At 72.3% G+C, this 25942-nt stretch carries 22 protein-coding genes; 7 read left to right on the top strand and 15 right to left on the bottom strand.

Annotation, left to right across the window (positions count from 1 at the left end):
* Positions 1–225: 225 nt before the first annotated feature.
* The 5 genes from OG562_RS30185 to OG562_RS30165 form a co-directional block, all read right to left on the bottom strand.
* Positions 226–2505 carry a bifunctional diguanylate cyclase/phosphodiesterase gene (locus OG562_RS30185; protein ID WP_266403429.1) on the bottom strand — a complete coding sequence of 760 codons (2280 nt, stop codon included), beginning with the start codon at positions 2503–2505 and terminating at the stop codon, positions 226–228.
* A 269-nt stretch (positions 2506–2774) separates the two neighbouring features.
* Positions 2775–5075, bottom strand: a complete 2301-nt coding sequence (ligA, locus tag OG562_RS30180) for an NAD-dependent DNA ligase LigA (RefSeq protein ID WP_266403428.1) — start codon at positions 5073–5075, stop codon at positions 2775–2777.
* A gap of 15 nt (positions 5076–5090) precedes the next feature.
* On the bottom strand, positions 5091–6098 hold the full coding sequence (locus tag OG562_RS30175) for a methionine synthase (RefSeq protein ID WP_266403427.1): 1008 nt from the start codon (positions 6096–6098) through the stop codon (positions 5091–5093).
* Between the two features lie 43 nt (positions 6099–6141).
* Complete coding sequence (locus tag OG562_RS30170) at positions 6142–6840, bottom strand: SDR family oxidoreductase (protein WP_266403425.1); 699 nt, start codon at positions 6838–6840, stop codon at positions 6142–6144.
* A gap of 17 nt (positions 6841–6857) precedes the next feature.
* Positions 6858–7421: a TIGR00730 family Rossman fold protein gene (locus OG562_RS30165; protein WP_266403422.1), complete on the bottom strand. Its 564-nt coding sequence runs from the start codon at positions 7419–7421 to the stop codon at positions 6858–6860.
* 50 nt (positions 7422–7471) lie between these two features.
* Between OG562_RS30165 and OG562_RS30160 the strand changes: the two genes are divergently transcribed.
* The gene (locus OG562_RS30160; protein WP_266403420.1) at positions 7472–7810 is read left to right on the top strand and encodes a DUF427 domain-containing protein; all 339 of its coding nucleotides are present in this window, start codon (positions 7472–7474) and stop codon (positions 7808–7810) included.
* 38 nt (positions 7811–7848) lie between these two features.
* Positions 7849–8634, top strand: coding sequence for an alpha/beta fold hydrolase (locus OG562_RS30155; protein ID WP_266403419.1), 786 nt, complete (start codon positions 7849–7851; stop codon positions 8632–8634).
* Positions 8635–8643: 9 nt separating this feature from the next.
* Here the strand turns inward: OG562_RS30155 and mnmA are convergent, their stop codons facing one another.
* Entirely contained in the window at positions 8644–9771 is a 1128-nt protein-coding gene (gene mnmA, locus OG562_RS30150; RefSeq protein ID WP_266403417.1) for a tRNA 2-thiouridine(34) synthase MnmA, read from the bottom strand.
* 82 nt (positions 9772–9853) lie between these two features.
* Between mnmA and OG562_RS30145 the strand changes: the two genes are divergently transcribed.
* Positions 9854–10519 carry an N-acetylmuramoyl-L-alanine amidase gene (locus OG562_RS30145; RefSeq protein ID WP_266403416.1) on the top strand — a complete coding sequence of 222 codons (666 nt, stop codon included), beginning with the start codon at positions 9854–9856 and terminating at the stop codon, positions 10517–10519.
* A gap of 401 nt (positions 10520–10920) precedes the next feature.
* Complete coding sequence (locus OG562_RS30140) at positions 10921–12492, top strand: multicopper oxidase family protein (protein ID WP_266403414.1); 1572 nt, start codon at positions 10921–10923, stop codon at positions 12490–12492.
* 70 nt (positions 12493–12562) lie between these two features.
* Here OG562_RS30140 and OG562_RS30135 read toward each other — a convergent pair whose 3' ends face one another.
* Entirely contained in the window at positions 12563–13786 is a 1224-nt protein-coding gene (locus OG562_RS30135) for a VCBS repeat-containing protein (protein ID WP_266403411.1), read from the bottom strand.
* Positions 13787–13829: 43 nt separating this feature from the next.
* On the bottom strand, positions 13830–14888 hold the full coding sequence (locus OG562_RS30130) for an SUMF1/EgtB/PvdO family nonheme iron enzyme (RefSeq protein WP_266403410.1): 1059 nt from the start codon (positions 14886–14888) through the stop codon (positions 13830–13832).
* Between the two features lie 293 nt (positions 14889–15181).
* Here OG562_RS30130 and OG562_RS30125 point away from each other — a divergent pair, with 293 nt between their 5' ends.
* Entirely contained in the window at positions 15182–15991 is an 810-nt protein-coding gene (locus tag OG562_RS30125; protein WP_266403407.1) for an SDR family NAD(P)-dependent oxidoreductase, read from the top strand.
* Between the two features lie 179 nt (positions 15992–16170).
* Here OG562_RS30125 and OG562_RS30120 read toward each other — a convergent pair whose 3' ends face one another.
* The 6 genes from OG562_RS30120 to OG562_RS30095 form a co-directional block, all read right to left on the bottom strand.
* Entirely contained in the window at positions 16171–16911 is a 741-nt protein-coding gene (locus tag OG562_RS30120) for a GntR family transcriptional regulator (RefSeq protein WP_266403406.1), read from the bottom strand.
* 121 nt (positions 16912–17032) lie between these two features.
* A complete protein-coding gene (locus OG562_RS30115; protein ID WP_266403404.1) occupies positions 17033–17545 on the bottom strand; it encodes a carboxymuconolactone decarboxylase family protein in 513 nt (170 codons plus the stop codon).
* A gap of 11 nt (positions 17546–17556) precedes the next feature.
* Positions 17557–19086 carry a carboxylesterase/lipase family protein gene (locus tag OG562_RS30110; RefSeq protein ID WP_266403402.1) on the bottom strand — a complete coding sequence of 510 codons (1530 nt, stop codon included), beginning with the start codon at positions 19084–19086 and terminating at the stop codon, positions 17557–17559.
* Positions 19083–20303, bottom strand: a complete 1221-nt coding sequence (locus OG562_RS30105) for an amidohydrolase family protein (protein WP_266403399.1) — start codon at positions 20301–20303, stop codon at positions 19083–19085. Before OG562_RS30105 ends, OG562_RS30110 begins: the two co-directional genes overlap by 4 nt.
* A complete protein-coding gene (locus tag OG562_RS30100; RefSeq protein ID WP_266403396.1) occupies positions 20300–21118 on the bottom strand; it encodes a fumarylacetoacetate hydrolase family protein in 819 nt (272 codons plus the stop codon). Before OG562_RS30100 ends, OG562_RS30105 begins: the two co-directional genes overlap by 4 nt.
* 4 nt (positions 21119–21122) lie before the next feature.
* On the bottom strand, positions 21123–22070 hold the full coding sequence (locus tag OG562_RS30095; RefSeq protein WP_266403393.1) for a fumarylacetoacetate hydrolase family protein: 948 nt from the start codon (positions 22068–22070) through the stop codon (positions 21123–21125).
* 106 nt (positions 22071–22176) lie between these two features.
* On the opposite strand from OG562_RS30095, the gene OG562_RS30090 reads away from it, so the two are divergent.
* Positions 22177–22917, top strand: a complete 741-nt coding sequence (locus OG562_RS30090) for an SDR family NAD(P)-dependent oxidoreductase (protein ID WP_266403390.1) — start codon at positions 22177–22179, stop codon at positions 22915–22917.
* Positions 22918–22958: 41 nt separating this feature from the next.
* Positions 22959–23741 (top strand): SDR family NAD(P)-dependent oxidoreductase, encoded by a 783-nt coding sequence (locus OG562_RS30085; RefSeq protein ID WP_266403387.1) that lies wholly within the window; start codon positions 22959–22961, stop codon positions 23739–23741.
* A gap of 166 nt (positions 23742–23907) precedes the next feature.
* Here the strand turns inward: OG562_RS30085 and OG562_RS30080 are convergent, their stop codons facing one another.
* A complete protein-coding gene (locus OG562_RS30080) occupies positions 23908–25899 on the bottom strand; it encodes a hypothetical protein (RefSeq protein WP_266403385.1) in 1992 nt (663 codons plus the stop codon).
* Positions 25900–25942 lie beyond the last annotated feature (43 nt).

Here is a 25942-nt window from a genome sequence, read left to right as displayed (position 1 = left end):
GGGAAGGCGCGCGTCAGGCGAGGACCACAGGGTCAGCCGAGGGCGTCGGGCGTCAGCGCAACGAGCAGCAGACCCCAGCCGAAGACAGTGGACGTCAGCCCGACGAGCAGCAGACCCCAGCCGAAGGCGGCAGGCAGGGCCCAGCCGAAGGGCAGTCGGCGTGAGTCGGCGGGCAGCGGGCGTCAGCCGCGACCACGGGGTGGCTGAGGGCGGTCCGGCCGGTGTTCAGGCGCCGGAGGCTCGTTCGTCGACGGTTGCCGCGGGGAGCGCCGCGGCGGGCCGCTGCCAGCCGCGCGAACCGCGTGCCCGCAGCCAGGCCGTCATGTCCTCCGGCGGCATCGCCGCCGCGACCAGCCAGCCCTGTACGGCGTCGCAGCCGAGGTCGCGCAACCGCTCCCACGTCTCGTCGTCCTCGACGCCCTCCGCGACGACGAGCAGCCCGAGGGAATGGGCGAGATCGACGGTGCAGCGCACGATCTCCGCGTCCTCGGTGTCCACGGCCAGCCGGGCCACGAAGGAGCGGTCGATCTTCAGCTCGCTCACCGGGAGCCGCCGCAGATGCACCAGCGACGAGTAGCCCGTGCCGAAGTCGTCGAGGGACATCTTCACGCCGTGTCCGGTCAGCCCGTTGAGGGTGGCGGCGGCGCGCTGCGGGTCCTCCAGGAGGACGTGCTCGGTTATCTCCAGCTGGAGCGCCGACGCGGGCACCCCGTGCCGGGCCAGGCGCGCGGCGACGGACCCCGCGAAGCCGGGGGTGTGCACATCACGCGGGGAGACGTTGACCGCGACCGGCACGTACAGGCCCTGGGCCCGCCACCGGGCGACCTGGCCGAGCGCCGTCTCCAGCACGTACTCCGTGAGATGCGGCATCAGCCCGGACGACTCGGCGATCGCTATGAACTCGTCCGGCGGCACCTTCCCCCGCTCGGGGTGCACCCAGCGGACCAGGGCCTCCAGGCCGGCCACCTGTCCGTCGAAGCGGACCTTGGGCTGGTAGTGCAGCTGCACCTCGTGCGCGTCGAGCGCGCGGCGCAGATCGCCCAGCAGACCGAGCCGGTCGGGGGTGTTGGAGTCCCGCTTGGACTCGTACACCTCCACGCCCGTACGGTCCCGCTTGGCCTGGTACATCGCCACGTCCGCCCGGCGCAGCAGACCCTCCGCGTCGAGCGCGTGGTCGGGGAAGACGGCGACCCCGGCGCTGGCCTCCAGGACGAGGGTGAGGCCGTCGAGGTCGAGCGGCGAGCTGAGGGCGGCGACCAGGTTGCGGGCGACGCGGCTCGCCGAGGTGGTGGAGTCGGCGACGGGCAGTAAGACGGCGAACTCGTCGCCGCCGAGCCGCGCGGCCTCCGCCCCGCGCGGCAGGGCCACCCGCAGCCGGTCGGCTATCTTCAGCAGCAGCCGGTCGCCGGCGAGATGGCCCAGGGTGTCGTTGACCGAACGGAAGCGGTCGAGGTCGATCAGCATCAGGGCGGCCCGGGCGCCGATGCGTTCGGCGTCGTCCAGCGCGGTCCAGATGCGCTCCAGGAGCCACTGGCGGTTGGGCAGCCCGGTCAGCGGGTCGCGCAGCTGCTCCTCGGCCCGGGCCCGGGCTATCCACAGGGTGGAGTCGAGGGCGATGAGCGGGATGGCGAACAGGGGCAGCAGGATCGGCTTGGCCACGGCGACCACGCAGACCAGCGGGGCGATGCCGAGCAGGGCGACCGCGACCAGGCCCTGTCTGACCAGGGCCGTCCGGGCGACGGTGGGCAGTCCGCCGGAGCGCGGGGCGTGCAGATACCAGAGCAGGACGCGGGTGACGGCGAGGTAGGCGACGGCGACCAGGATCACCTGGGGGCCGGTGTAGACCGTCCAGCTGTCGGGGTACCAGGGGTGCTCGACGGACGGTATCCGTCCGCAGGCGGCCAGCAGGACGGCGCCCGCGCCGATGCCGAGGATGTCCACCGCGCCGTGCAGGACGCCCTGTCGCCAGCGGTGGCGGCGGGCTATGCCGACCAGGACGACGACGGTGAGGCTGACCAGACCGGCGGACACCCAGCCGTACAGCAGCAGGACGGCGAGGGTGAGGGCGGCGCCGGAGCCGGTGCCGCCCCACCAGCGGGCGCGGCCGAGCATGACCAGGTGGCCGACGATGACGCCGGTCAGCACGGCCAGCGACCAGCCGGCCGTGCCGGACGGGAAGAGCGCGTGGTGGTCGCTGAACGCGCGGAAGAAGCCCGCGCCGAGGGCGAAGGCGGCCGCTGCGACGACCGCCGCGGGCAGCGTGGGCCAGGACAGGCGCCGTTCGGCCTCGGCGTCGGGCAGCCCGCCGGACAGCGGGTCGGCACGGGAGTCCGGGGGCGCGTACGGAGCGGAGTGCGGGGTGGTGTACGGAGCGGCGTGCGGGGTGTACGACGGTACGCCCGGCGGTTGCTCGGAGTGCGCCGCCCGCCAGCGCTCCCGCCGGACGCCGGAGGCCCGACGTCGGGGCAGCCCTGAGTCCGGGGCGGCGCTCTCGGTCGGTTCCATTCCCGTCCCTCTCACAGCCGGCGGTGCCCACGCCATGCGGTCCGCCGCCCGACGACCGTCGACGGCACCGCAGTGGAAAGCCCTTCCCCCCGCCCGTCACGAGCAGGAGGATGCCCCGACCGCAGCTGGGCACGGCAGGTGCACACCTCAACAGTAGGCCGCAGAAGGCTTCCACGGGCAGCGGTCGTCGACGGTTGCCCGAATGCGCCCCGCCCGCCCGTATGCATCTGATATGCGCCGATCGGGTGACCTTCAACCGCCACCGCGCGCTACTTCTCGGTCGGTTCGGCGGTCGGGTCCGCGGTTGCCTCGGCGGTCGGGGCCGGGGTCGGGTCCGAGGCCGCCCCCTCGGCAGGCGTCTCGTTCGACTCCTGCGTCGACTCCTCCGCCGGAAGGGCGACTTCGGCCGCCGCGTCCGGGCCCTGTTCGAGGAGGACGGTGAAACCGTCCTCGTCCAGCACGGGCACCTTCAGCTGCATCGCCTTGTCGTACTTCGAACCAGGACTGTCGCCCACGACGACGAACGAGGTCTTCTTCGACACCGACCCGGTCACCTTCGCCCCACGGCTCTGCAGCGCGTCCTTCGCACCGTCGCGGGTGAAGTGTTCGAGCGTGCCGGTGACGACGACCGTCAACCCTTCGAGGGGGCGGGGGCCTTCGTCCTCGCCGGAGCCCTCCTCTTCGAGGACGACGTCGGCCTCCTTCCACTTCCGGATGATCTCCCGGTGCCACTCCTCTGCGAACCACTGCTTGACCGCCGCGGCCACGATGGGGCCGACGCCGTCGGTGTTCTTCAGCTCTTCCTCGGTGGCCTCGTCGATCCGGTCGATCGAGCGGAAGTTGCGGGCGAGCGCCTCGGCCGCGACCGGCCCGACATGCCGGATGGAGAGCCCGTTGATGAAGCGGGCGAGCGGACGGGCCTTGGCCGCCTCGATGTTCTCGAGCAGGGCCAGCGTGTTCTTCTTCGGCTCGCCCTTCTGGTTGGCGAAGACCGTGGCGACCTTCTTCTCGCCCGTCTTGGGGTCGCGCTTGGGCAGACCGCTGTCCTTGTCGAGGACGTACGCCGTGATGGGCAGCAGCTTCTCGACGGTGAGGTCGAACAGGTCGCCCTCGTCGACGAGCGGCGGGGCGGCCGGCTCCAGCGGACGGGTGAGGGCGGCCGCGACCACGTCACCGAAGTGCTCGATGTCCAGGCACTCCCGGCCCGCGAGGTAGGAGACCCGCTCTCTCAACTGCGCGGGACAGGTCTGCGCGTTGGGGCAGCGCAGGTCGATGTCGCCTTCCTTCATGGCCTTCAGCGCCGTACCGCACTCGGGGCACTCGGCCGGCATCACGAACGGGCGCTCGCTGCCGTCGCGCAGGTCCGCCACGGGCCCGAGGATCTCCGGGATCACGTCACCGGCCTTGCGCAGCACCACGGTGTCGCCGATGAGGACGCCCTTGGCCTTGACCACGTCCTGGTTGTGCAGGGTCGCGAACTCGACCTCGGAGCCGGCCACCGTCACCGGTTCCACCTGGGCGTACGGCGTCACGCGGCCGGTGCGGCCCACGCCCACCTTGATGTCGATGAGCTTGGTGTTGACCTCTTCGGGCGCGTACTTGTAGGCGATCGCCCAGCGGGGCGCACGGGCCGTGGAGCCGAGCCGGCCCTGGAGGCGGATCTCGTCGAGCTTGACCACCACCCCGTCGATCTCGTGCTCCACCGAGTGCCGGTTCTCGCCGTAGTTCGCGATGAACCGCCGTACGCCGTCGAGGTCGTCGACGACCCTGTTGTGCCGGGAGGTGGGCAGGCCCCAGGTCTTGAGGAGGGCGTAGGCCTCGGAGAGGCGGACGAGGCCCTCGTAGCCCTCCAGGGCGCCGATGCCGTGCACGACCATGTGCAGGGGACGGGTGGCGGTGACGCGCGGGTCCTTCTGGCGCAGTGAACCGGCCGCCGCGTTGCGCGGGTTGGCGAAGGGCTTGTCGCCGGCCTCGACCAGACGGGCGTTGAGCTCCTCGAACTTCTCCATCGGGAAGTAGACCTCGCCGCGGATCTCCACGAGGGAGGGCACCCCGTCGCCCGTCAGCCGGTCCGGGATCTCCGCGATGGTGCGCACGTTGGGCGTGATGTCCTCGCCGGTGCGGCCGTCGCCTCGGGTCGCCGCGCGCGTGAGACGGCCGTTCTCGTAGGTGAGGTTGACGGCGAGGCCGTCGACCTTCAGCTCGCACAGGAAGTGGTAGGCGGAGGCGCCGACGTCCTTGTGGACGCGCTCGGCCCAGGCCGCCAACTCCAGGTCGTCGAAGGCGTTGTCGAGGGAGAGCATGCGCTCACGGTGCTGGACGGCCGTGAACTCCGTCGCGTAGGCGCCCGCGACCTTCTGGGTCGGCGAGTCGGGCGTGCGCAGCTCGGAGTACTCCGCCTCCAGCGCCTCCACGGCGCGCAGGAGACGGTCGAACTCCGCGTCGCTGACGACGGGAGCGTCCTTCACGTAGTACCGGAAGCGGTGCTCCTCGATCTGCTCGGCGAGCTGCGCGTGCTGCTCCCGTGCCTCGACGGGCACCGTCGTCTCCGCTTGCTTGTCGCCGGCCACCGTGTTGTCCTCCCGTTACTCTGGGTTGTCCGCGAGGGATCTCGCCGCCTGGACGCAGTGGGCGAGGGCCTGGCGGGCGTACGCCGGGGAAGACCCCGCGAGACCGCACGTCGGCGTGATGGTGACCGCCTCCGCGAGAAGCCCCGGTTGCAGCCCCAGCCTGCGCCACAGCGTCCTGACACCCATGACGCTACCGGCAGGGTCTGACAATGCCGCGTCCGTGCCCGGCACGACACCGGCGAAGAGCCTCGTCCCCGCTTCCACCGCCTCGCCGATCGCGTCCTCGTCACGCTCGGTGAGAAGCGAGAAGTCGAAGGAGACCGCGGCCGCGCCGGCCCGGCGCAGCAGGGCGAAGGGGACGTCGGGGGCGCACGAATGGACCACGACGGGGCCGTCGCCGTGCACCGCGACGACGTCCCGGAGCGTGGCCTCCACGATCTGCCGGTCGACGGCGCGGTGGGTGCGGTAGCCGCTGGCGGAGCGCACATGGCCGCGGAGCACGGCGGTGAGGGAGGGTTCGTCGAGTTGCAGGACGAGCTGCGCGCCGGGCATCCGGCGTCGTACCTCGGCCAGGTGCAGGCGCAGGCCCTCGGCGAGGGAGGCGGCGAGGTCGCGGCAGGCGCCGAGGTCGGAGAGCGCGGCCTCGCCGTTCCTCAGCTCCAGTGCGGCGGCGAGGGTCCAGGGGCCGACCGCCTGCACCTTCAGCTGTCCTTCGTAGCCCTGGGTGAACTCCTCCAGCGCGTCGAGGTCCTCCCCCAGCCACGAGCGGGCCCGCTTGCTGTCCCGTCCCGGTCGGTCGCCGAGCCGCCAGCCGCTGGGCTCCACGCGCGCGTACAGCTCGACGAGCATCCCCGCGGTGCGGCCGATCATGTCGGCGCCGGGGCCTCGGGCGGGCAGCTCGGGGAGGAACGGGAAGTCCTCGAAGGACCCGGTGGCGGCCTTGGCGGCCTCCCGGGCGTCGCCGCCGGGGAGGGAGCCGACGCCGGTGGCTGCGCCGAAGCGGAACGTGGTTGTGTTGCTCACCCGAGCAGCCTACGGGGGCCGGAACGATCGGCCGGCGACACCGTCACCTTCCCGGGCGCACCGTCACGTCGTTGATCTCCGCGTCCCTCGGCAGGTCGACGGCCATCAGGATCGTCGTCGCCACCGACTCCGGGTCGATCCACTCCGCGGGGTCGTACTCCTTGCCCTCCTGCTGGTGGACCTTGGCCTGCATGGGGCTGGCGGTGCGGCCGGGGTAGACGGAGGTGACGCGGACGCCGTTGCCGTGCTCCTCGTGCCGCAGGGCGTCCGCGAGGGCCTTGAGGCCGTGCTTGGAGGCGGCGTACGCGGACCAGTCCGCGCTCGCCCGCAGGCCCGCGCCCGAGTTCACGAACAGCACATGACCGCGCGCGACGCGGAGCTGGGGCAGGAAGTGCCGGGTCAGCTCGGCGGGGGCGATCAGGTTGACGTCGAGCTGGTGACGCCAGGACCTGGGGGTGAGGTCGCCGACCGGGCCGAGGTCGACGACGCCGGCGATGTGCAGCAGGGAGTCCACCCGGTCCGGGAGCGACTGGTGGGAGAAGGCCCAGCTCAGCTTGGCGGGGTCGGCCAGGTCGCCGACGAGCGTCCGCGCGCCCGGGAACCGTGCCGCCAACTCCTTCGCGCGGCCCGCGTCGCGCGCGTGGAGGACGAGTTCGTCCCCGCGCGCGTGCAGGCGGCGGGCGACGGCCGCGCCGATGCCGGAGCCCGCTCCGGTGATCACATGAGTAGCCATGCCCGCCATGCTCGCATCACGGGCAGCTACCCGACGCCCTGGCCCACGGCGGCGGCCGTCGACGTCGCGGCCTCCAGGCAGGCGAGCGCGCCCGCCGGCTCCTCCGCGAAGAACACCAGGTCGGCCAGGGGGCGCGGCAGGAAGCCCTCGTCCTCCATGCGTCGGAGCTGCGCCTTGAGGCCGTCGTAGAAGCCCGCGGTGTTCAGCAGGACCACCGGCTTGTCGGTGTGGCCGTGCTTCTTCAGTTCCAGGACCTCGGTCGCCTCGTCGAGCGTCCCGGTCCCGCCGACCATGACCACGACCGCGTCGGCCTTCTCCACCAGCAGCCGCTTGCGCTCGGCCAGGTTCTCGGCGATGACCATCTCGTCGGCCCCGGGCCGCGCCGAGGCCGCGAGGAAGGTCACCGACACCCCGCACAGCCGGCCGCCGGTCTCCTGCACGCCGTCGGCGACCACCTTCATCAGCCCGCTGTCGGAACCGCCCCACACGAGCGTGTGACCGCCCTTGCCGAGCAGTTCGGCGAACTCCCGCGCGGGGCGCGTGTAACGGTCGTCGAGGTCGGCGGCAGAGAGAAAGACACAGATACGCATGCCGTCACCGTAACCGGGAAGAACCGGGGGCCCGCGAGTGCTTTTCCGGCATGACCCAAGGACACACGATCACGATCGAGCGGGGCGACCGGCACGTCAAGGTCGTCCACGACGGCCATGTGCTGGCGGAGAGCGACCGGGCCCTCGTGCTGCGCGAGACCGGCTGTCCGGTGCGGTACTACCTCCCCGCCGAGGACGTACGCCTGGATCTCCTGACCCCCTCCGACACCCACACCTACTGCCCCTTCAAGGGCACGGCGTCCTACTGGTCGCTGCCGGACGCGGCGGATCTCGTCTGGGCGTATCCCGACCCCAAGCCCGACGTCGCCGAGATCAAGAACCACCTCTGCTTCTACGAAGCAGAAGTCTCGGAAGCGGAAGTGTCGTAGGCCGATGAGCGCCGTGCCGTGCGGCAGTCTGCACTGGCATGGACAAGAAGACCATTTCGCGCGACGGCACCGCACTGGCGTACGCGCGCGCCGGACAGGGCCCCGCGGTCATCCTGGTCAGCGGGGCGATGTCGACGGGCGGCACCGTCGCTCCCCTGGCGGGACTCCTCGCGGACCGCTTCACCGTCCTCTGGTACGACCGCCGGGGCCGCGGCGAGAGCGGCGACACGGCCCCGTACGCGGTGGAGCGTGAGGTCGAGGACCTGGCGGCGCTCGTCGACGCGGCCGGCGGCGAGGCGGCGCTGTACGGCATCTCCTCGGGCGGCGCGCTGGTGCTGGAGGCGGTGGCGAGCGGGCTGCCCGTGCGCCGGGCCGCCGTGTACGAGCCGCCGTTCGCCCTCGACGAGGAGGCGGCGCGGGGACGCGCCGAGTACACCGCGCACCTCACGGAGGCGTTGGCGCAGGGGCGGCGCGGGGACGCCGTGGAGCTGTTCCTGCGGCTGACGGGCCTGGCCGGGGAGATGATCCGGCGGGCCCGCCAGTCGCCCATGTGGGACGGCATGGAGGCGATCGCGCCGAGCCTGGCCTACGACGACGCCGTCATGGGCGGCGGACGGGTCCCCCGGGAGCGGCTGGCCTCGGTCGGCGTACCGGTGCTCGCCGTGGCGGGCGGGGCCAGTCCCCCGTGGCTGCGCGAGGCCGCGCGCGCGGTGGCGGAGGCGACGCCGCAGGGGACGTACCGGACGCTCGAGGAGCAGACCCACATGGTGGATCCGAACGTCCTGGCGCCGGTGCTGGCCGAGTTCTTCGGACAGCGCGGCTGACGGCGACGGTCAGGACACCCCGGCCGTCGCCCGTACCGTCGACGCGATCGTCGCCGAGCCCACCACGCGTGTGCCGTCGTACAGGACGATCGCCTGGCCGGGGGCCACGCCCCGTACCGGCTCGCTGAAGGAGACCTCCAGCGTGCCGTCGATCAGCTCGGCGGTGACCTCGGTCTCGCCGCCGTGGGCGCGCAGCTGGGCGGTGTACGTGCCGGGGCCGGTGGGGACCGTGCCGCACCAGCGGGGTTTGACGGCGGTCAGGCCGGTCACGTCCAGGGAGGCGGCCGGGCCCACGGTCACGGTGTTGTCGACCGGCGAGATGTCGAGGACGTAGCGCGGCTTGCCGTCGGCGGCCGGGGTGCCGATGCGCAGTCCCTTGCGCTGGCCGATGGTGAAGCCGTACGCGCCCTCGTGCGAGCCGACGACCGCGCCGGACTCGTCGACGATGGCGCCCTCCGCCTTGCCGAGGCGCTGGGCGAGGAAGCCCTGGGTGTCGCCGTCGGCGATGAAGCAGATGTCGTGGGAGTCGGGCTTCTTGGCGACCGCGAGGCCCCGGCGCTCGGCCTCCGCGCGGATCTCGTCCTTCGTGGTGAGGGTGTCGCCGAGCGGGAACAGGGCGTGCGCGAGCTGCTTCTCGTCCAGGACGCCGAGGACGTAGGACTGGTCCTTGGCCATGTCGGAGGCGCGGTGCAGTTCGCGGCCGCCGTCCTCGCCCACGAGGACCTTCGCGTAGTGGCCCGTGCACACCGCGTCGAAGCCGAGCGCGAGCGCCTTGTCGAGCAGGGCGGCGAACTTGATCTTCTCGTTGCAGCGCAGGCAGGGGTTCGGGGTGCGGCCGGCCTCGTACTCGGCGACGAAGTCGTCGACGACGTCCTCGCGGAAGCGGTCGGCGAGGTCCCAGACGTAGAACGGGATGCCGATGACGTCGGCGGCGCGGCGGGCGTCGCGGGAGTCCTCGATGGTGCAACAGCCTCGCGCGCCCGTGCGGAAGGATTGCGGGTTCGCGGAGAGGGCGAGGTGGACGCCGGTCACGTCGTGGCCGGCTTCGGCGGCGCGGGCCGCGGCGACGGCGGAGTCGACCCCGCCGGACATGGCGGCGAGTACGCGGAGGGGGCGGGGCTGCGAGGTCTCAGTCATAACCCTTCCAGGGTAAGGGTCGCCGGGAACCGGGGCCCGCGAGTATCCGTTGAGGATCACGAGGGGCGAGAAAGGGCGGGCCATGGGGGAGAGAAGGAGCGGCGGCGACTCCGATCGGCGGATCGGGCGGCGCGCTCTGTTGGTCGGCGGGGCGGCGGCCGCCGTGGGCGCGGGGGTGCTGGCCCGTGACGAGCTGGCGGAGCTGTACTGGCGGCTGCCCGGGGTGCGCAAGGCGCGGGTGGAGGGCGCGGTGGACTTCCGGGGGGCGCGCTGGGTGGCGGCCTCGGAGGCGAACTTCCGCTGGGCGGACCGGCCGGACGACTACGGCGTCGACATGGTCGTCGTCCATGTCACCCAGGGCGACCTCGACAGCGCGGTGAAGGCGTTCGAGGACCCGGGGCACCGGGCGGCCGCGCACTACATCGTCGGCAAGGACGGGCACGTCACGCAGATGATCCGCGAGCTGGACGTGGCGTACCACGCGGGCAACCGCGCGTACAACGAGCGGAGCGTCGGCATCGAGCACGAGGGCTTCGTGGACCGGCCGCAGGACTTCACCGACGCGATGTACACGGCCTCGGCCCGGCTGACGGCCGCGATCTGCCGGCGGTACGACATACCCGTCGACCGCGAGCATGTCATCGGGCATGTGGAGGTCCCGGGGACGGATCACACCGACCCGGGCGAGCACTGGGACTGGGACCGGTACATGCGGCTGGTGCGGGAGGCGCACCTCGCCTCCGCTTGAGGGTCCGCCCGACCTGCCCGACGCTTCCGCAGGAGGGTCCGACGGTCGTCAAGTCACCTTTCTGGATGTGGAGTCGGCGTGCGCTGTGGTCGCGCTGTGCACTCCGTTTCCCCGGGGAAGGATCGGTGCGACCCCGCCCGAAAGGCGCACACCGCCCCGCCGTTCGACCTGACAGGAAAGGCACGTGATGCAGGTCACATGTTCTCGATGTTGTGAACAATCCTCCATGATCCCGCGTCCGATGTGTCCCGCACCCCGAGCGTGACCTGCGGCCAGGCAACTTGGCTTATTTTCAAGGAAGTTGACGGACCCCGACAACGCACGGCGGCTTCACAGAATCCCCGGCTCGCTCCTAACTTCGCCTCAGTCTTTACATAGCCCTTAGCCGGAGCCTCCACGCCATGACACACACCACGGATCCCACCTCCGGCACGGGACGACAGAGCAAGGGCGCCCACGCGAAGAACGGTCGCGACGGCAAGGGCGAGCACAGCAACCCCGCCAAGGGCCGCGGCAAGGGCGTGCACCGGCGCAGCTTCCTCGGCGGAATGGCCGGGGTCGGCCTGGGCGCCGTCGGCGCGGCGGGCGCGACCTTCGGCCTGCTGAGCGGCGGCAACGACAAGGCCTCCGCCGCGGACGCCACCGCCACCCTGACCATCCCCGACCTCGCCACGGCCACCACCACCGACGGCGTCACCACCTACACCCTCGAGGCGGCGGCCGGCACCAACGAGGTGCTCAGCGGGGTCACCAGCACCACCGCCGGCTACAACGGGTCCTACCTCGGCCCGACCATGAAGTGGACCAACGGCGAGACGGTCCTGATGAACATCACCAACTCCCTCGGCGCGGACACCACCGTGCACTTCCACGGCGCCCACATCCCGGCCAAGATGGACGGCGGCCCGCAGAACGCCTTCGCCGACGGCGAGACCTGGTCCCCCACCTTCGAGGTCAAGGACGAGGCCAAGACCCTCTGGTACCACCCGCACGCCCTGGGCACCACGGCCGAGCAGGTCGTGCACGGCCTGGCCGGGATGATCATCGTCGAGGACGACTCGGACGTCTCGGCCGCGCTGCCGAGCGAGTACGGCGTCGACGACATCCCGATCATCCTGCAGTGTCTGGCGGTCGACACCGCCGGTGACATCAAGTACAACGTCACGGGCTACCTCACCTCCGGCCTCAGCTACCCGGTGCTGTGCAACGGCGTCAACGTCGACTCGACGACCCTCGGCTTCACCGCCACCAAGACGCGCACCCGCTTCCGCGTCCTGAACGCCTCGCCGGCCGACATCATGACCATCCAGCGCAGCGACGGCGGCACGCTCACCCAGATCGCCACCGACCAGGGCTACCTGGCCGAGGCGGCCGAGGTCACCACCATCCGGCTGGTGGCCGGCGCCCGCGCCGAGTTCGTCCTCGACCTCGCGGACGCGGTCACGCTCCAGACCGTCGTCACCACCGGCTGGATCCGCGGCGGCAGCGGCACGTTCGACTTCCTGACGGTGACCCCGTCGGCCTCCGACACGCCCGCCGACCTGCCGAGCACGCTCAACACCATCACCCGGTACGACACGACCGACTTCACCGCGCGGACGATCACCCTCGGCCAGAGCGGGGCCACCATGCTGATCAACGGCTCCGCCGGCACCAGCATGTCCTCGATGGCGATGATCAGTACGACGCTGGACGCCGAGGAGGTCTGGACGATCAAGAACAGCACGCAGCTGGAGCACTCCTTCCATCTGCACGACGTGCCGTACCAGTTGATCGAGATCAACGGCGAGGAGCCGACCGGCGTCGACCTCGGCTGGTTCGACACCTACGAAGTGGTCGGCGGCGGCTCCATCAAGATCGCGATGAAGTTCACCGACTTCACCGACGACACGTACATGTACATGCTCCATTGCCATCTGCTCCAGCACGAGGACGAGGGAATGATGGCCTCCCTCATGGTGACGGAGAGCTAGAACCTGCCCGCCGCCCTTCAGGACGGCTGCCGCCGGCAGTGGAAGTGCCGGCGGCAGCCTGCTCGGGGGGCTAGCAGGAGCCCTTGAACACATCGACCTGTCCCTCGCTGCTGTTCGCCACGGCGAGGTCGGACACGCCGTCGCCGTCCAGGTCGGCCGCCGTGGCGTCGTAGGCGCCGGTGGCGGACAGCTCGGCGAGGGCGGTGAGTTCGCCGTCGGCGGCGCCCTGGAAGAGGGTGACCGAGTTGCCGCGCAGCGAGGAGACCATGAGGTCCGTGAGGCCGTCTCCGTCCAGGTCGGCGGCGCCCACGGCGACGGGCAGCGCGCCGACGGCGTAGGCGGTGGCCGCGGCGAAGGTCCCGTCGCCGTCGCCGAGCAGCACGTCCAGGACATCGGACCCGTTGCTCACCGTGGCCAGGTCGAGGTCGCCGTCGCCGTCGAAGTCGCCCTCGGCGAGGGAGTACAGACGGGAGGCGGCGGCGTACTCGGTCGAGTCGCCGAGGCCGCCCGTCCCGTCGCCCGGCAGGACGCTGACCCCGGCGCCGCCCACGCTGGCCGTGGCCACGTCCGCCGTGCCGTCCCCGTCGAAGTCGCCGACGACGACGCCGTGCGGCTGGCTGCCGGTGGCGGTCTGGCCCTGGTCGGCGAAGGCGCCGTCGCCGTTGCCGAGCAGCACGCGCACCGTGCTCGGCCCCTGTTCGGCGACGACCAGGTCCGGCGTGCCGTCGCCGTCGAGGTCACCGGTGGCCAGGGCCCGCGGCGAGGCCCCGACGTCGATCGCGGAGGCGACGCCGAAGCTTCCGTCCCCCTGGTTCAGCAGGACGCTGACCTGGGCGCCGCCGAAGTCGGCGGTCGCGAGGTCGGGGCGGCCGTCGCCGTCGAAGTCCGCGACCACGGTCTGGTAGGGACGCGTGCCCACCGGGTAGGTGACGCCCTCGGCGAAGCCGCCGTCGCCGTCGCCGTCGCCGAGCAGCACGGTCACCGAGTCGGCGTCGAGATTGGCGGCGACCACGTCCTGCGCACCGTCGCCGTCGAGATCGGCGGCGACCACGTGCCGGGTCTGCGCGGCGGCCGGCGCGGAGACGTCGAGCGGGGTGTAGGAGAGCGAGCCGCCCGCGCAGGGGGCGCTCACGTCGTACGTCCCGGCGATGGCCGGGGTCGCGATGGCCGGGATCGCGGCGGCCGGGATCGCGGCGGCCGGGGTCGCAGCGGCCGGGATCGCGGCGGTCGCGCCGACGAGGAGCAGGCCGGTCACGGCGATCCGGTGGGCGCGGCGGAGCTTCGTCGGAGGCATGCGGTTCCTTCGGGTGTCGTGGGGTGTCCGGTCCGCGAGCACGTCAGTTTTGGTCGGCCGCGACGCGAAAGCCCACGGTGGGGTAACCGCCGGCGCCGTCGCGGCCCTCCCCCCGGTACCAGGTGGCGCAGCTGCGGGCGGTCGCATACCAGGAGCCGCCGCGCACGGCGTTGACGTCCTGGCCGGCCTCGGCGCCGTTGGTGGCGGTGACGATGCTGGAGGTCCACTCGAAGCAGTTGCCCGCCATGTCGTACGCACCGTGGACGCTGACGCCGTCCGGGTAGGAGCCGACGGCCGAGGTGTTGCCGCCGGCCGCGGTCAGCGCGTCGAAGACGTCGGTGTAGACGAAGCCGGTCCAGGTGGAGTGGTCGATCCAGCCGGTCACCCCGCCGGTGGCGGAGACGGTGAGAATGGCGGAGATCGGTTCGCTCTCGCCGTAGCGGCTGGAGTCGGAGTCGTTGTACGTCGCCTCGGTGGAACCGTACTCGGCGAGATAGTACGCGGCGCAAACCGCATTGTAGTTGTACTTACTGCTGAGCGCGGGGGCGGTGTAGATCGTGCCGGCGTCCGGTCCCCAGGGGTAGGCGTACGCGTCGGGGCCGCGGGCCGCGCTCTCCCACTCCGCCTCGGTCGGCAGCCGGAAGGTCCAGCCGTCGGCCTGCGCCGTGAGCCAGTCGCAGTAGGCCTCGGCGTCCGCCGACGAGACGTGCAGGACCGGGTGTTCGTCCCTGCCGGACGGGATGTCTCCGTCGTCCCAGTAGGAAGGTGCGGTGCGCTCGGTCTCGTCGAGGAACGCGCCGTACTGGGCGTTGGTGACCTGGTAAGCGCCCAGCCAGTACGCCGAGGCGATCGCGGCGGCCTCGCCCGCGCCCTTGTTGTTGGACAGGTCGGCGGCGAACACGAAGTCCGGATCGGCGGGGACGGCCACGAGCCGCTGGCCGACGACGGTCTCCGCCTCCTCTTGGGCCGCGGTCTCCTCCCAGTCGGGCCGCAGGGTCCGCGGGGCGAACACGGAGCCGAGCAGTCCGGCGGCTCCCGCGCCGCCGAGCAGGAACAGGTTCCGCCGGGTGAACAGGCTGTGGCGCTGTGGTGCGACGGGCATGGGGCGGCCCTCCGTCGACGGGAATGGTCGGGGAACGGTCACCGGAAGGTAGATGCCGTGTCTTTGCCTCGCGTCTCACCGAGCTGTGCGTTCGATGAGCGCGGGCGCACGCTCCGCCCTCCGGGGCGGCGGGCTTCCCCGCTCAGCCCGCAGTGTGCACCAACAACCCACGCACTGTCGACAGTTAGCGCCATTTTCGAGAGAAGAACCCTTGACTCGAGCTTACTGTCGACACTAGTAAGTACCTGGCGGCATTCGACGCCCGTACAGCAGGCCTCGACGAGGAGGACGACATGGACGGTTCCCGGCGTGGGCACGCGGAGCACACGGCGACCGGCAGGCTCTCGGGCAAGGTCGCTCTCGTCACCGGCGCGGGCGCGGGGATCGGCCAGGGCTGCGCGCTGCTCTTCGCCGCGCAGGGCGCGACCGTCGTCGGCTGCGACATCGACGCGGCGGCCGCCGAGCGGACCCGGAAGCTGGCCGCGGACCGGGGGGTCCGGCTCGACGTGCTCGCCCCGCTCGACATGACGGTCCCGGCGGACGCCCGGCGCTTCGCGGACGAGGCGTACGAGCGGCACGGACGGATCGACGTGCTGGTGACCGCCGGGGCGATCGCCCCGCACATGGCGGCCACGGCGGAGATGGACTTCGACGCCCAGTGGACGCCGACCCTGCGGGGCGAGGTCGACGTCGTCTTCCTGCCGGCACGGGCGGTCTGGCCGCACATGGCCGCGTCCGGCGGCGGCTCCGTCATCAACTTCGCCTCGGTGAACGCCTTTCGGGGCAGCAGGAACTTCGGCATGGTCGCCCACTGCGCCGGCAAGTCGGCGGTCCTCGGCCTGACCCGTCAACTCGCCGTCGAGGGCGGCCCGTCGGGCATCCGCGCCAACACCATCTCGCCCGGCATGGTCCGCACGCCCGCCACCGAGTCGGCCGGCGCGCACGAGGGCGCCGCCCGCGAGGCCCTGCTCGCCCGCATCCCCCTGGGCCGCGTCGGCACCCCCGAGGACATCGCCTGGTGCGCCGTGTATCTGGCGTCCAACGAGTCGGCCTGGGTCACGGGCGGCAATTTCCCGGTCGACGGCGGGGTGCTCGCCGGATGAGCGGCACGCCCGTCGGACGGCGGGACGAGAACGGCCGTTCGGCGGGGCCGGCACACGACGGACGGCAGGTGCGCGCCGCCCGACCGGACGCCGGCCCCGCCGAACGGCTCAGCCAACTGGCCAGTTCAGGAGGTCCAGAGGGTCCAGGAGGTCCAAGAGGATCAGAGGGTCCAGGAGGTTCAGGAGGCCGCGCGTCGCCTGCGGCTCGTGGTGCGGGCGTCCGCGGCGTCCTGCTCCAACTGCTCCTCCACCGCGCGCAGCGCACGGACCGTCGCCCCCGCGATCAGCGCCGACGCCAGCTCCTTGTCCCGCTCCTCGCAGGCCTGGAGCAGCCGTTCCTGATCGTCGACGCTGTAGGCGAGGCGGCCGGCCCGGGTCAGGCTGAGGTGGCGCAGCATCAGGGTGCGCAGGGCCAGCGAGTCCAGGATCTGCTTCAGCGTGGCGTTGCCGACGATCTCGGTCATGCGTTCCTGGAGCTGCACATGGCTCCAGAAGTACGCGTCCACGTCGCCCTCGTCGGCGAGTGCGCGCATCGCCCCGACCCGGTCGCGCAGTTCGGCCAGCTGCTCGTCCGTGGCCCGCTCCACGAGCAGCCCGGCGAGCATCGCCAGCAGTTGCCGCCGGACCTGGTAGATGTCACGGATGTCCTGGAGAGACGGCGCGGCGACCCGGGGCCGCCGCCGTGCCTTCATCTCGACCAGGCCCTCCTGCTCCAGGACCATCAGCGCCTCGCGCACCGGCGTACGGCTGGTGTCGAACCGGCGTGACAGGTCGACGCTGTTGAGGTCCTGGCCGGGCTGCAGACGGCCCTCGATGATGCCCGCCCCGACCCACTCGGCGATCTGCGCGACCAGCGGCTCACGCCGGTCCCGCAGCCGCAGCAGGCGCGCGAGCACGACATGCGTGTCCTGATCGGCCATCCGGCAACCCTCCCTGCCCATATTCACAGCAGATCCATCGGTGTCGACACTATCGCACCGACAGACCACCTCCTACCCCTGTTCCCGACCGACTCCCGGCGACCTGTCGACAGAGCTCGTCCTAGCGCACGTCCAGCGCGACCAGAAAGCGCGACACCATGTTGTACGCCGCCACCGTCGCCGTCAGTTCGACGAGTTCCGCGTCGGTGAAGTCGGCGCGCAGGGCGTCGAACACGGCGTCCGTGACATGGACGTCACGGGTCATCGCGTCGGTGTAGGCGACGACCCGAGCGGCCCTCGGGTCGAGGGTGGGCCGTTCCTTGCGGAGTTCGGCCAGCAGGGCGTCGTCCAGCCCGGCCCGCCGGGCCTCCGGCTCGTGCGCCGCCCACTCGTAGTCGGCCCGGTTGAGGACGGCGATCCGCAGGATCACCGTCTCCCGGACGTCGGCGGGCAGGGTGAGGCGCTGTCGCAGCGCGCCGAGCAGGCCGTTCCAGCCGTCGGCCAGCTGCGGGCTGTGCAGGAGCATCCGGTCGAGGGGACGCAGCGTGCCGCCGCGCCGCTCGCGGACGCGGGCGGCGATCTCGCCGGTCGCGCCGGTGGCGTCGGCCGCGTCGGCGTCGGGGAGTCGGGCCACGGGAGGTCTCCTCAGTGCAGGGGGCGCGGCAGGCGGGCCAGGAACCGCAGCGCGTCGAGCCGCGCGACCTCGCCGGGCGCGGCCCCGCCCTCCCCGAAGACCATCGCCTCCCGGTCGGTGAAGCGGGGCCAGACGGGCAGCGCGCCGCCGTTCGGGTCGCCGGTCTCGACGAAGCGCGCCCAGGCGTCCGCCATGAGCCGGGCCAGCGCGCGGTCCGCGTCCTTCCAGGGCCAGGGTCGGCGGTCCAGGGTGTCGAGGGCGTAGGGGAGTTCGGCGGTGTGGTGGGCGCCGTAGCCGGGCAGTCCGTCGCGGGGCGGCGCGAGGTCGAGGTCCGCGGGCAGCGGGGGTGTCCGGGTGAAGCGGTACATCCAGGTCGGCGCGGCGGCGCGATGCGCCCGCGCCCAGTGCCACACGGGGTGGACGAAGCGGCTCTCGCCGGTGAACCTCCGTGCGGTACGGCGGAGTTCGGCGCCGTCGTGTACGGGGTACAGGGCGTCGGCGCCCGGCCCGACCGGCAGGCGCCGCAGGACGTCGAGGGTGGCGTACACGGAGCCCTCGTCGTCGTTGGCCCCGACGAGCAGGGGCACGGGGTGCTGGCGTCCGGCGGCGAAGACGTCGTCGGTCGACTCGGGCAGGACGCGGCCGTCGACGACCGGCCCGAAGTGGCCCTTCAGGACGAGTTCGACGCCGCTGAGCCGGCGCAGTCCTGCGAGGTCGCGGCCACCGAACTCCGCCGCCCAGCGCAGGCCCTGGCGCTGGGCGGCGGCCTGGTCGGGCAGCGGTCCCTCGGCCCGGCCGACGCCCGAGGCGCTCTGGCCGAGCGCGGCCCGGAAGAGGGGCCGGGCCAGGGGCGAGGCCATGAGGTGGCAGACATGGGCGGCGCCGGCGGAGTTGCCCGCGAGGGTCACCCGGTCGGGGTCGCCGCCGAAGCGTGCGATGTTCTCGCGCACCCAGGTGAGGGCGGCGACGACGTCGAGGAGCCCGTAGTCGCCGGACGCGCCGAGGTCGTCCTCGGCGGCGAGTTCGGGGTGGGCGAGGAAGCCGAGGGCGCCGAGGCGGTGGTTGAGGGTGACGACGACCAGGCCGCGGCGGGCCAGGGCGCGGCCGTCGTGGATCTCCTGGCCGCCGTGCCCGTAGCGGTTGCCTCCGCCGTGGATCCACACCAGCACCGGCAGTCCGGCCCCGGGGCCCGGGTCCGGGCTCCACACATTGAGGTAGAGGCAGTCCTCGCTCATCACCAGGGCCCGCCGGTCGGCGAAGTTGGTGTGGAACATGATCGAGTCGCGGGGCGGCTGCGGCTGCAGGGGCGCGGGACCGAAGTCGTACGCGGGGCGCTCGCCGTCCCAGGCGGCGGCCGGCCTCGGGGGCCGCCAGCGCAGCTCCCCCACCGGCGGCTCGGCGAAGGGGACGCCGCGGAAGACGGCCACGTCGCCGGGCCCCTCCTTCACGGACTCCCCCGCGGGCTCCCCCGCGCCTTCCCCGACGGACTCCCCCGCGAACCGCCCCACGAGCCGTCCGGCGGCGGTGGCGACCTGGATCACCCGGCCGCCTTGTGGAGCCGGCCGTCCTTCATGATCACCGTGAGGCGGCGGGGATCCTGGAGGATGCGGACGTCGTCCAGCGGATCGCCGTCGACGAGGACGAGATCGGCGAGGAACCCCTCCCGGATCAGGCCGAGTTCGTCGCCCATGCCCATGACCTGGCCGCCGTATTCCGTCGCCGCGCGCAGCGCCTGCGCCGGGGTGAAGCCGAACCAGTCGACGAACAGCTCCAGGTCGCGCAGATTGCGCCCGACCGGGTTCCAGGCGAAGCCGTAGTCGCCGCCGGGGACGACCCGCACCCCGCGCGCCACTAGTTCGGGCACGACGGCGCGTACGGCGTCCCGTGTGGCCTCGACCTCCATGCCGGGCTCGGGCTCGCCGCCCGCCTCGTGGAGGTTGGCGTGGACGATGCCGGGCGTCGGGGCGACGAAGAGGCGGTCGCGGGCGGCCCCGAGCAGGTCGAGGGCCTCCTCGTCGGCGAAGGTGCAGTGGTAGACGGCGCGGACGCCGTGCCGTACGGCCGTCTTGACCGACTCGGCCGCATGCGCGTGGGCGGTGAGCCAGACGCCGTGCTTCTCGGCGGCGTGCGCGGCGGCGGCGACCTCCTCGTCGGTGAACTGCACGATCCGTGAGGTGCCCCGGACGACCGCACTCTCGCCGGAGAGGGACAACTTCACTATGTCCACGCCGAGTTCGGCCATGTCGGTGACGAAGCGGGCGACGGATCCCGGGTCGGAGGCGCGTCCGTCGACGCCCGGGAAGTCGTACACCCCGGGTTCGACCATGCCCGCGCTGCCCTCCCAGGAGGCGGCCTTCAGGCGGGGGCCGGGCAGCCAGCCCTCGGCGAACGCCTTGCGGGCCGCCGTCTCCGTGCGGGGCAGCCGGTTGCCGCCCGAGTAGGCGCTGGTGATGCCGTGGTCGAGGAGGACCCGGCCGGCGTGCGCGACGAGCAGGGCCCTCTCCTCGTCGGGTTCGTCGCGGCGCCGGGAGAGGTGCTCGACGGTGGAGCCGAAGCCGAGGTGGGCGTGGGCGTCGACGAGACCGGGCAGCAGGGTGCGCCCGGCGCCGTCGATCACCCGGGCGCCGGTCCGCAGATCGGCGGCGACCCGGTCCGCGACGGCGGTGATGCGGTCGCCCTCGACGAGGACCTGGGCGGGGAACGGGTCGCGGCCGGTGCCGTCGAAGACCCGGACGTCCGCGAAGAGGGTCGAGGTCATGGGGTGTTCCTCCGGAAGCGGTGCCGCATCTCGCCGACTCCTTCGATCCGGCTGACCAGTTCGTCGCCGGGGGTCAGGAAGCGCTGCGGGACGCGGCGGTTGCCGACGCCCGCCGGGGTGCCGGTGAAGATCAGGTCGCCGGGGAGCAGCGTGCAGAACTCGCTGAGGTACGAGACCAGTCGAGGAATGGGGAAGATCATGTTCGCGGTGCGGTCGTGCTGCACGGTCTCGCCGTTCAGCACGCAGGTCAGCTCCAGGTCGTCCCGGTCGGGGAACTCGTCGAGGCCGACGAGCGCGGGGCCCACGGGACCGAACCCCGGGTAGGACTTGCCGAGCGAGAACTGGGCCGGACGGCCCGCGAGTTGGCTGATCCGCTCGGACAGGTCCTGCCCGACGGTGAGCGCGACGACCGGGTCCCAGCCCTTCTCCACCGGCACCCGGCGGGCCTCGCGCCCGATCACGGCGACCAGCTCCAGCTCCCAGTCGACATGGCCCGCCGGCAGGTCGACGGTCGTGTACGGGCCGGTGAGGCAGGTCGGGAACTTGGTGAAGACGAGCGGGGCGGCGGGCTCCTCGTAGCCCGCCTCGGCCGCGTGGGGGCGGTAGTTGAGGGCGACGGCGAAGATCTGGCGGGGGGCGGGGACGGGGGTCTCCAGGTCGGCCTCGGCGTAGGGGCGGGCGCCCGTCGCGGTGGCGGACCAGGCGAGCAGGTCGTCCCAGTGGGCGAACACGTCGTCCGCCGGCGGGGCGGGCAGGTCGACGGCGCCCTCGTCGGTCAACAGGACGCTGCGTCCTGCCAGTCGGGCGATCCTCATGCGCTCACCCCCTCCCCCGCAGGGGCGACCCGGAAGGCGACCCGGAAGCCGACCCGGAAGGGGACCCCCACCCGGCCGGCGGCTCGGCTGTGCCGTGCGCGTCCTGCCAGGACACCACCGGATTGCGCAGCACGCCCAGCCCCTCGATCTCGGCCTCGACGACGTCGCCGGGCTTGAGGTAGTTGGCGAAGGGGTCCTCGGTGCTCGCGGCCACCCCGGCGATCGTGCCCGTGGTGATGAGGTCGCCCGCGCTGTACACCTGCGGCGAGTGGTAGGCGACCAGCTGTGGGAGGGACACCGACATCCGGGAGGTGTTCGACTTCTGCCGTACGTCGCCGTTGACCCGGAGCTCCATGTCGAGGTCGTGCGGGTCGTCGATCTCGTCGGCGGTGACGATGTACGGGCCGATCGGGCAGAACGTGTCGATGGCCTTGGAGAAGGAGAAGACGCCCGACTCCATCTCCCGGCGCTGGATGTCGCGCGCGGTGACGTCGTTGAAGACCAGGTAGCCGGCGATGTGCTCGGCGGCCTGCTCGACGGAGAGGAAACGGCCCGGCTTGCCGATCACGACGGCGAGTTCGAGTTCGTAGTCGAGTTCCCGGGTGAGGTTCGCGGGGTAGACGATCGGGTCCTCGGGGCCGATGACCGCGTCGACGTTCTGGAAGAACACGATGCCCTTGTTGACCGGGTGGGACCAGTCGACCCGGACCAGATCCTCGTGGTGCTCACGGAAGTTGCCCGCGGTGTGGAAGAACTTCTTCGGCGCGATCGGCGCGCGCAGCCGGACGCCGGACGCGGCGAACGTCCGTCCCGTCTCGCCGACCTGCCCCTCGCGCTCGAAGTACGCCCGGGTCGACGGCACGTCGAGCTCTACGACCGTGTCGCCCACAAGTCGTCCCACGAGCCCCGTCCCGAGCCCCGCGGCTCCCGGATCGAACGTCACCAGCTTCATCGAACCTCCTCAACTGTCGACAGACAGCCTCCCCAGACAGCTCCTGCGCGTCAATAGGTGCGTGAAGTGTGGACACAAATCGGGTTCGTGACTTACCGTCCGGAGCATGGCGACGACATGGGACTTCACGGGCCGACGGGTGTTGGTGGCCGGGGCCGGCGGTATCGGGGCCACGGTGACCAGAGCGTTCGCGGACGCGGGCGCGAGCCTGGCAGTCCTCGACGTCGACGACGACAAGCTCGCCAAGCTCGCCTCGGGCCCGGTGCGGGGCCTGCGCACCGACCTCGCCTCGGCCGACGCCTGCGGCGCGGCCGTGGAGCAGGCGGTCGCGCTGCTCGGCGGCCTCGACGTGTTCGTGCACGCCGTCGGCGTCAACGACCGCAGACCCGTGCTGGAGACGCCCGACGAGGTGTGGCGGCGGATCACCGCCGTGAACCTCGACAGCGCCTTCTGGCTGGGCCGGGCCGTCGGCGCGGTGCTGGTGCCCGCCGGATACGGCCGGATCGTCTACCTCTCCTCCGTCTCGGGCCGGCTCGCCCACCGCGACCACGCCCCGTACGCGGCGAGCAAGGGCGGGGTCGACCAGCTGATGCGGGTGATGGCCCACGAGTGGGCGGCCGCCGGCGTCACCGTCAACGCCGTGGCGCCCGGCTACACGGAGACCGACCTCACCCGCGCCCATCTCGCCCGGCCCGGCGTCCGCGACGCCCTGGAGGCCCTGGTCCCCGCCGGACGCCTCGGCCGACCCGAGGACCTGACCGGCCCGGTCCTGTTCCTGGCCTCCGACGAGTCCGCGTTCGTCACCGGGCAGGTGCTGTACGCGGACGGCGGCCGGACCCTCGTATGAACGCCCTTGTGAGCCGAGCGACTTCACGAACGGAGCCCCCTATGCCTCCCGTCCCCGAACGCTTCAGCGGCAAGACCGTCCTCGTCACCGGGGCGGGCACCGGATTCGGCGCCGAGATCGCGGTGCGCGCGGCCCGGGAGGGCGCCGACGTGGCGATCCACTACCGCAGTTCGCGCGAAGGCGCGGAGGCGACGGCCGAGCGGGTGACCGCGCTCGGCCGCAAGGCCTTCGTCGTGCGGGCGGACATCGCCGAGCACGAGCAGATCAGGCGGCTGGCCGACGAGGTGTGGGCGCACTTCGGCCGCCTCGACGTGGCCGTCAACAACGTCGGCGACGTGGCCCGCGAGCAGATGTCCTGGCGGGACCTCACCGAGGAGTCCGTCGACCACGTCCTCGCCGTGGACGTGAAGGGCACCCTGCTGTGCACGCACGAGTTCGGCGCGCGGATGCTGGAGCAGGAGGGCGGCGGCGCCATCGTCAACATCGGCTCCACGGTCGTCGTACGGGGCAGTGCGCGCGCTCCGCAGTACGCGGCGGCCAAGTACGGGATCATCGGGCTGACCAAGTCCTACGCGCACGCCTTCGCGCCGGTCGTGCGGGTGAACGTCTTCGCGCCCGGGTTCATCGAGACGGCGGCGACGCTGGGGCGCGCGGACTGGCAGGGCGGACGCGGGGACGCGCTGCGCGCGGCGACGCCCATGGGCCGCATCCCCGGCCCGGAGGAACTCGCCGGCGCGGCCCTGTTCCTGGCCACGGAGGACGCGCATCACATCACGGGCGGCTTCCTGGTGGCGGACGGCGGCTACAACATGCTGGGGGCGTAACGCTGCGCTGGGCTTGGGCCGCGTTTCGTCTGCGGGCGTGTGGTGGCTGGTCGCGCCCCGCGGCGGAGCCGCCCATGTCACAGCCCCGCGCCCCCGAGAAACACAGAGCTCCGGCCCCCGGGACACGGTTCGCATCCGCCCGGGGGCCGGTTTCGTGCGGGTGGGGTCAGTTGATCGTCAGGGTGAGGGCTCCGGTGTAGGCGGTGCCCGGCTGGATGGTCGTGGCCGTGCCGTTCACCGTGAGGGTGACCGTCTTGCCGGAGGGGGCGGTGACGGCGGCGTCCGCGGCCAGGGTCAGGGCGCTGAGGTACGACGTGCCGGTGACCGTCCAGGTGGAGCCGGCGCCCAGGGTCAGCAGGACGCCGTTGTTGACGACCGCGCTCGCCGTGTTGGTGACCTCGCTGATCTCGCGGTACTCGGCCGAGGTGATGGTGGAGACGCCGTGCTGGGCGGTGGACGCGGAGACGACGCCCTCGAGGGTGGAGCCGGTGAGGCTCACGACCAGGTTCTGGCCCTGGAGGCTCGCGTTGCCGCCGCCCCGGACGGAGTTGTAGAAGTCGCCGGTCAGGGCGATGTCCGTGAAGGCGGCCTTGGCGTCGGTCGACTGGGACGAGGTCGTCGTCCAGGTCGTCGACCTGGTCGGGGAGCCAGTGGGCTCGGTGTAGGTGCCGGTGGTCTCGGTCTTCCACGCCTTGCCCGACACCGAGACGCTGCTGGGCCGGTCGGTGTCCATGAGCTGGAAGAGGACGCCGTTGCCCGCGGTGATCGTGGCCCCGTCGGAGCCGTCGACGGTGACGGTCCCCGCGACCGCCTTGCACATGAACGCGGTCTCCCCGGTGGTGACCTGCGTGCCGCCGTCGATGGCGACGGATCCGGCGGCGTACCACAGGACCATGAAGCGGCCGCAGTCGACGGTGGTCGACTTCACCGGCAGGGCGCTCAGCTCGGCGGCGGTCAGGCCTATTTCGAGGGAGTCGTTGAGGGCGGCGACCGCGGCCTTGGTGCTGTCGCCGTAGTGGGCCGAGGCGCCCCAGTGGATGAGGGCGTAGTCGCCGACGTCGAAGGTGCAGCCGAGGAAGTGCTCGGTGACGTTGCCGATGGCGTAGCTGCCGTAGCCCTCGCCGCCGGTGTTGGCGATGGTGCTGTTGATGGCGGTGAGCGTGCAGTAGCTGCCGCCGTCGACCGACAGGGCGCCCCACTTCTCGCTGGAGACGGTGGAGTTGACGTACGACGCCCGGGTGCTCGCGCCGAGCAGGTTGGTGGTGCGGACGTTGCCGGACAGGCCGAGCATCCAGGGGACGCTGATCATGTACCGGGTGTCGCCGGTGCCGACGTATTCGTCGGGCAGGGTGCCGTCGGCGCAGTGGAGCGTGGAGTTCTTGACGATCACGTTGGCGGTGGCGTCGGCGATGACCGCCGTACGGACCACGCCCTCGTTGCCGATGGTCGCGCCGTCGACGACGAGGGTGGTGCCCGCGCCGGTGCCGACGACGGAGGCGCCGTAGCCGATGAAGTCGCAGCGGCCGTTGCCGTCGAAGGCGATCTTCGGGTTCGTGAGGGTGTAGGAGCCGCCGCCGGTGACGTAGACGCCGTTGAAGGCCTCGCCGTCGGAGGTGAGGGTGACGCCGGTCGCCGCGGTGTCGGTGACGGTGCCGCCCAGGACGGCGGAGGGTACGGACTTGGCCTCGTCCACTCCGTCGGCGCCGACGTAGAGCGCCTGGCGGAAGGGGAAGGTGAGGTCGCTGAAGGCCACTTCGGTGGCCTCGGCGACGGTGAGGACGACGGTGCCGCGGTAGGCGCCGGCGGCGATGGCGGTGGCTCCTCCGCCGTAGCCGTCGGTGAGGGCGGCCAGTTCGCTGCCGGTCTCCACCCCGTTGACGGTGAGGCTCAGGCTGTAGCCGTCGGGGACGGTGATGACCCCGCCCTCCGCGATGGTGAGGCGGGTCGCGGTGGTGGTCTCGGTGAGTTCGAGGGTCTCGCCGGACGCGACCGTGATCCGCTTGCCTGCCTTGGCGGTCGCGGCGTGCGCGGTGGCCGGGGCGAGCAGCGTCGGGGCCATGGCGGCGGCCACCGCGACGAGGAGGGCGCGGGGGCGCGCGCGGTAGCTGACGTCCACGTCCACGTCCACGTCCTCGAGGGTCCTGGGGGTGTGCGGCACTGTGAACTCCTTTGTCTTCCAGTGTTTTCGGGCAGGGGTGACC

Origin of the sequence: Streptomyces sp. NBC_01275, assembly GCF_026340655.1 — a bacterium.
Taxonomy (GTDB): Bacteria; Actinomycetota; Actinomycetes; order Streptomycetales; family Streptomycetaceae; genus Streptomyces.
Note: the sequence above shows the minus strand (reverse complement) of the source record. Positions and strands in the feature narration are given on the sequence as shown.

What these genes read in the sequence shown, in the direction of transcription:
- OG562_RS30185 (WP_266403429.1), bottom strand. Translation starts at nt 2,505, where the DNA reads ATGGAACCGACCGAGAGCGCCGCCCCGGACTCAGGGCTGCCCCGACGT.
- OG562_RS30170 (WP_266403425.1), bottom strand. Translation starts at nt 6,840, where the DNA reads ATGGCGGGCATGGCTACTCATGTGATCACCGGAGCGGGCTCCGGCATC.
- OG562_RS30165 (WP_266403422.1), bottom strand. Translation starts at nt 7,421, where the DNA reads ATGCGTATCTGTGTCTTTCTCTCTGCCGCCGACCTCGACGACCGTTAC.
- OG562_RS30160 (WP_266403420.1), top strand. Translation starts at nt 7,472, where the DNA reads ATGACCCAAGGACACACGATCACGATCGAGCGGGGCGACCGGCACGTC.
- OG562_RS30155 (WP_266403419.1), top strand. Translation starts at nt 7,849, where the DNA reads ATGGACAAGAAGACCATTTCGCGCGACGGCACCGCACTGGCGTACGCG.
- mnmA (WP_266403417.1), bottom strand. Translation starts at nt 9,771, where the DNA reads ATGACTGAGACCTCGCAGCCCCGCCCCCTCCGCGTACTCGCCGCCATG.
- OG562_RS30145 (WP_266403416.1), top strand. Translation starts at nt 9,854, where the DNA reads ATGGGGGAGAGAAGGAGCGGCGGCGACTCCGATCGGCGGATCGGGCGG.
- OG562_RS30140 (WP_266403414.1), top strand. Translation starts at nt 10,921, where the DNA reads ATGACACACACCACGGATCCCACCTCCGGCACGGGACGACAGAGCAAG.
- OG562_RS30135 (WP_266403411.1), bottom strand. Translation starts at nt 13,786, where the DNA reads ATGCCTCCGACGAAGCTCCGCCGCGCCCACCGGATCGCCGTGACCGGC.
- OG562_RS30130 (WP_266403410.1), bottom strand. Translation starts at nt 14,888, where the DNA reads ATGCCCGTCGCACCACAGCGCCACAGCCTGTTCACCCGGCGGAACCTG.
- OG562_RS30125 (WP_266403407.1), top strand. Translation starts at nt 15,182, where the DNA reads ATGGACGGTTCCCGGCGTGGGCACGCGGAGCACACGGCGACCGGCAGG.
- OG562_RS30120 (WP_266403406.1), bottom strand. Translation starts at nt 16,911, where the DNA reads ATGGCCGATCAGGACACGCATGTCGTGCTCGCGCGCCTGCTGCGGCTG.
- OG562_RS30105 (WP_266403399.1), bottom strand. Translation starts at nt 20,303, where the DNA reads ATGACCTCGACCCTCTTCGCGGACGTCCGGGTCTTCGACGGCACCGGC.
- OG562_RS30100 (WP_266403396.1), bottom strand. Translation starts at nt 21,118, where the DNA reads ATGAGGATCGCCCGACTGGCAGGACGCAGCGTCCTGTTGACCGACGAG.
- OG562_RS30095 (WP_266403393.1), bottom strand. Translation starts at nt 22,070, where the DNA reads ATGAAGCTGGTGACGTTCGATCCGGGAGCCGCGGGGCTCGGGACGGGG.
- OG562_RS30090 (WP_266403390.1), top strand. Translation starts at nt 22,177, where the DNA reads ATGGCGACGACATGGGACTTCACGGGCCGACGGGTGTTGGTGGCCGGG.
- OG562_RS30085 (WP_266403387.1), top strand. Translation starts at nt 22,959, where the DNA reads ATGCCTCCCGTCCCCGAACGCTTCAGCGGCAAGACCGTCCTCGTCACC.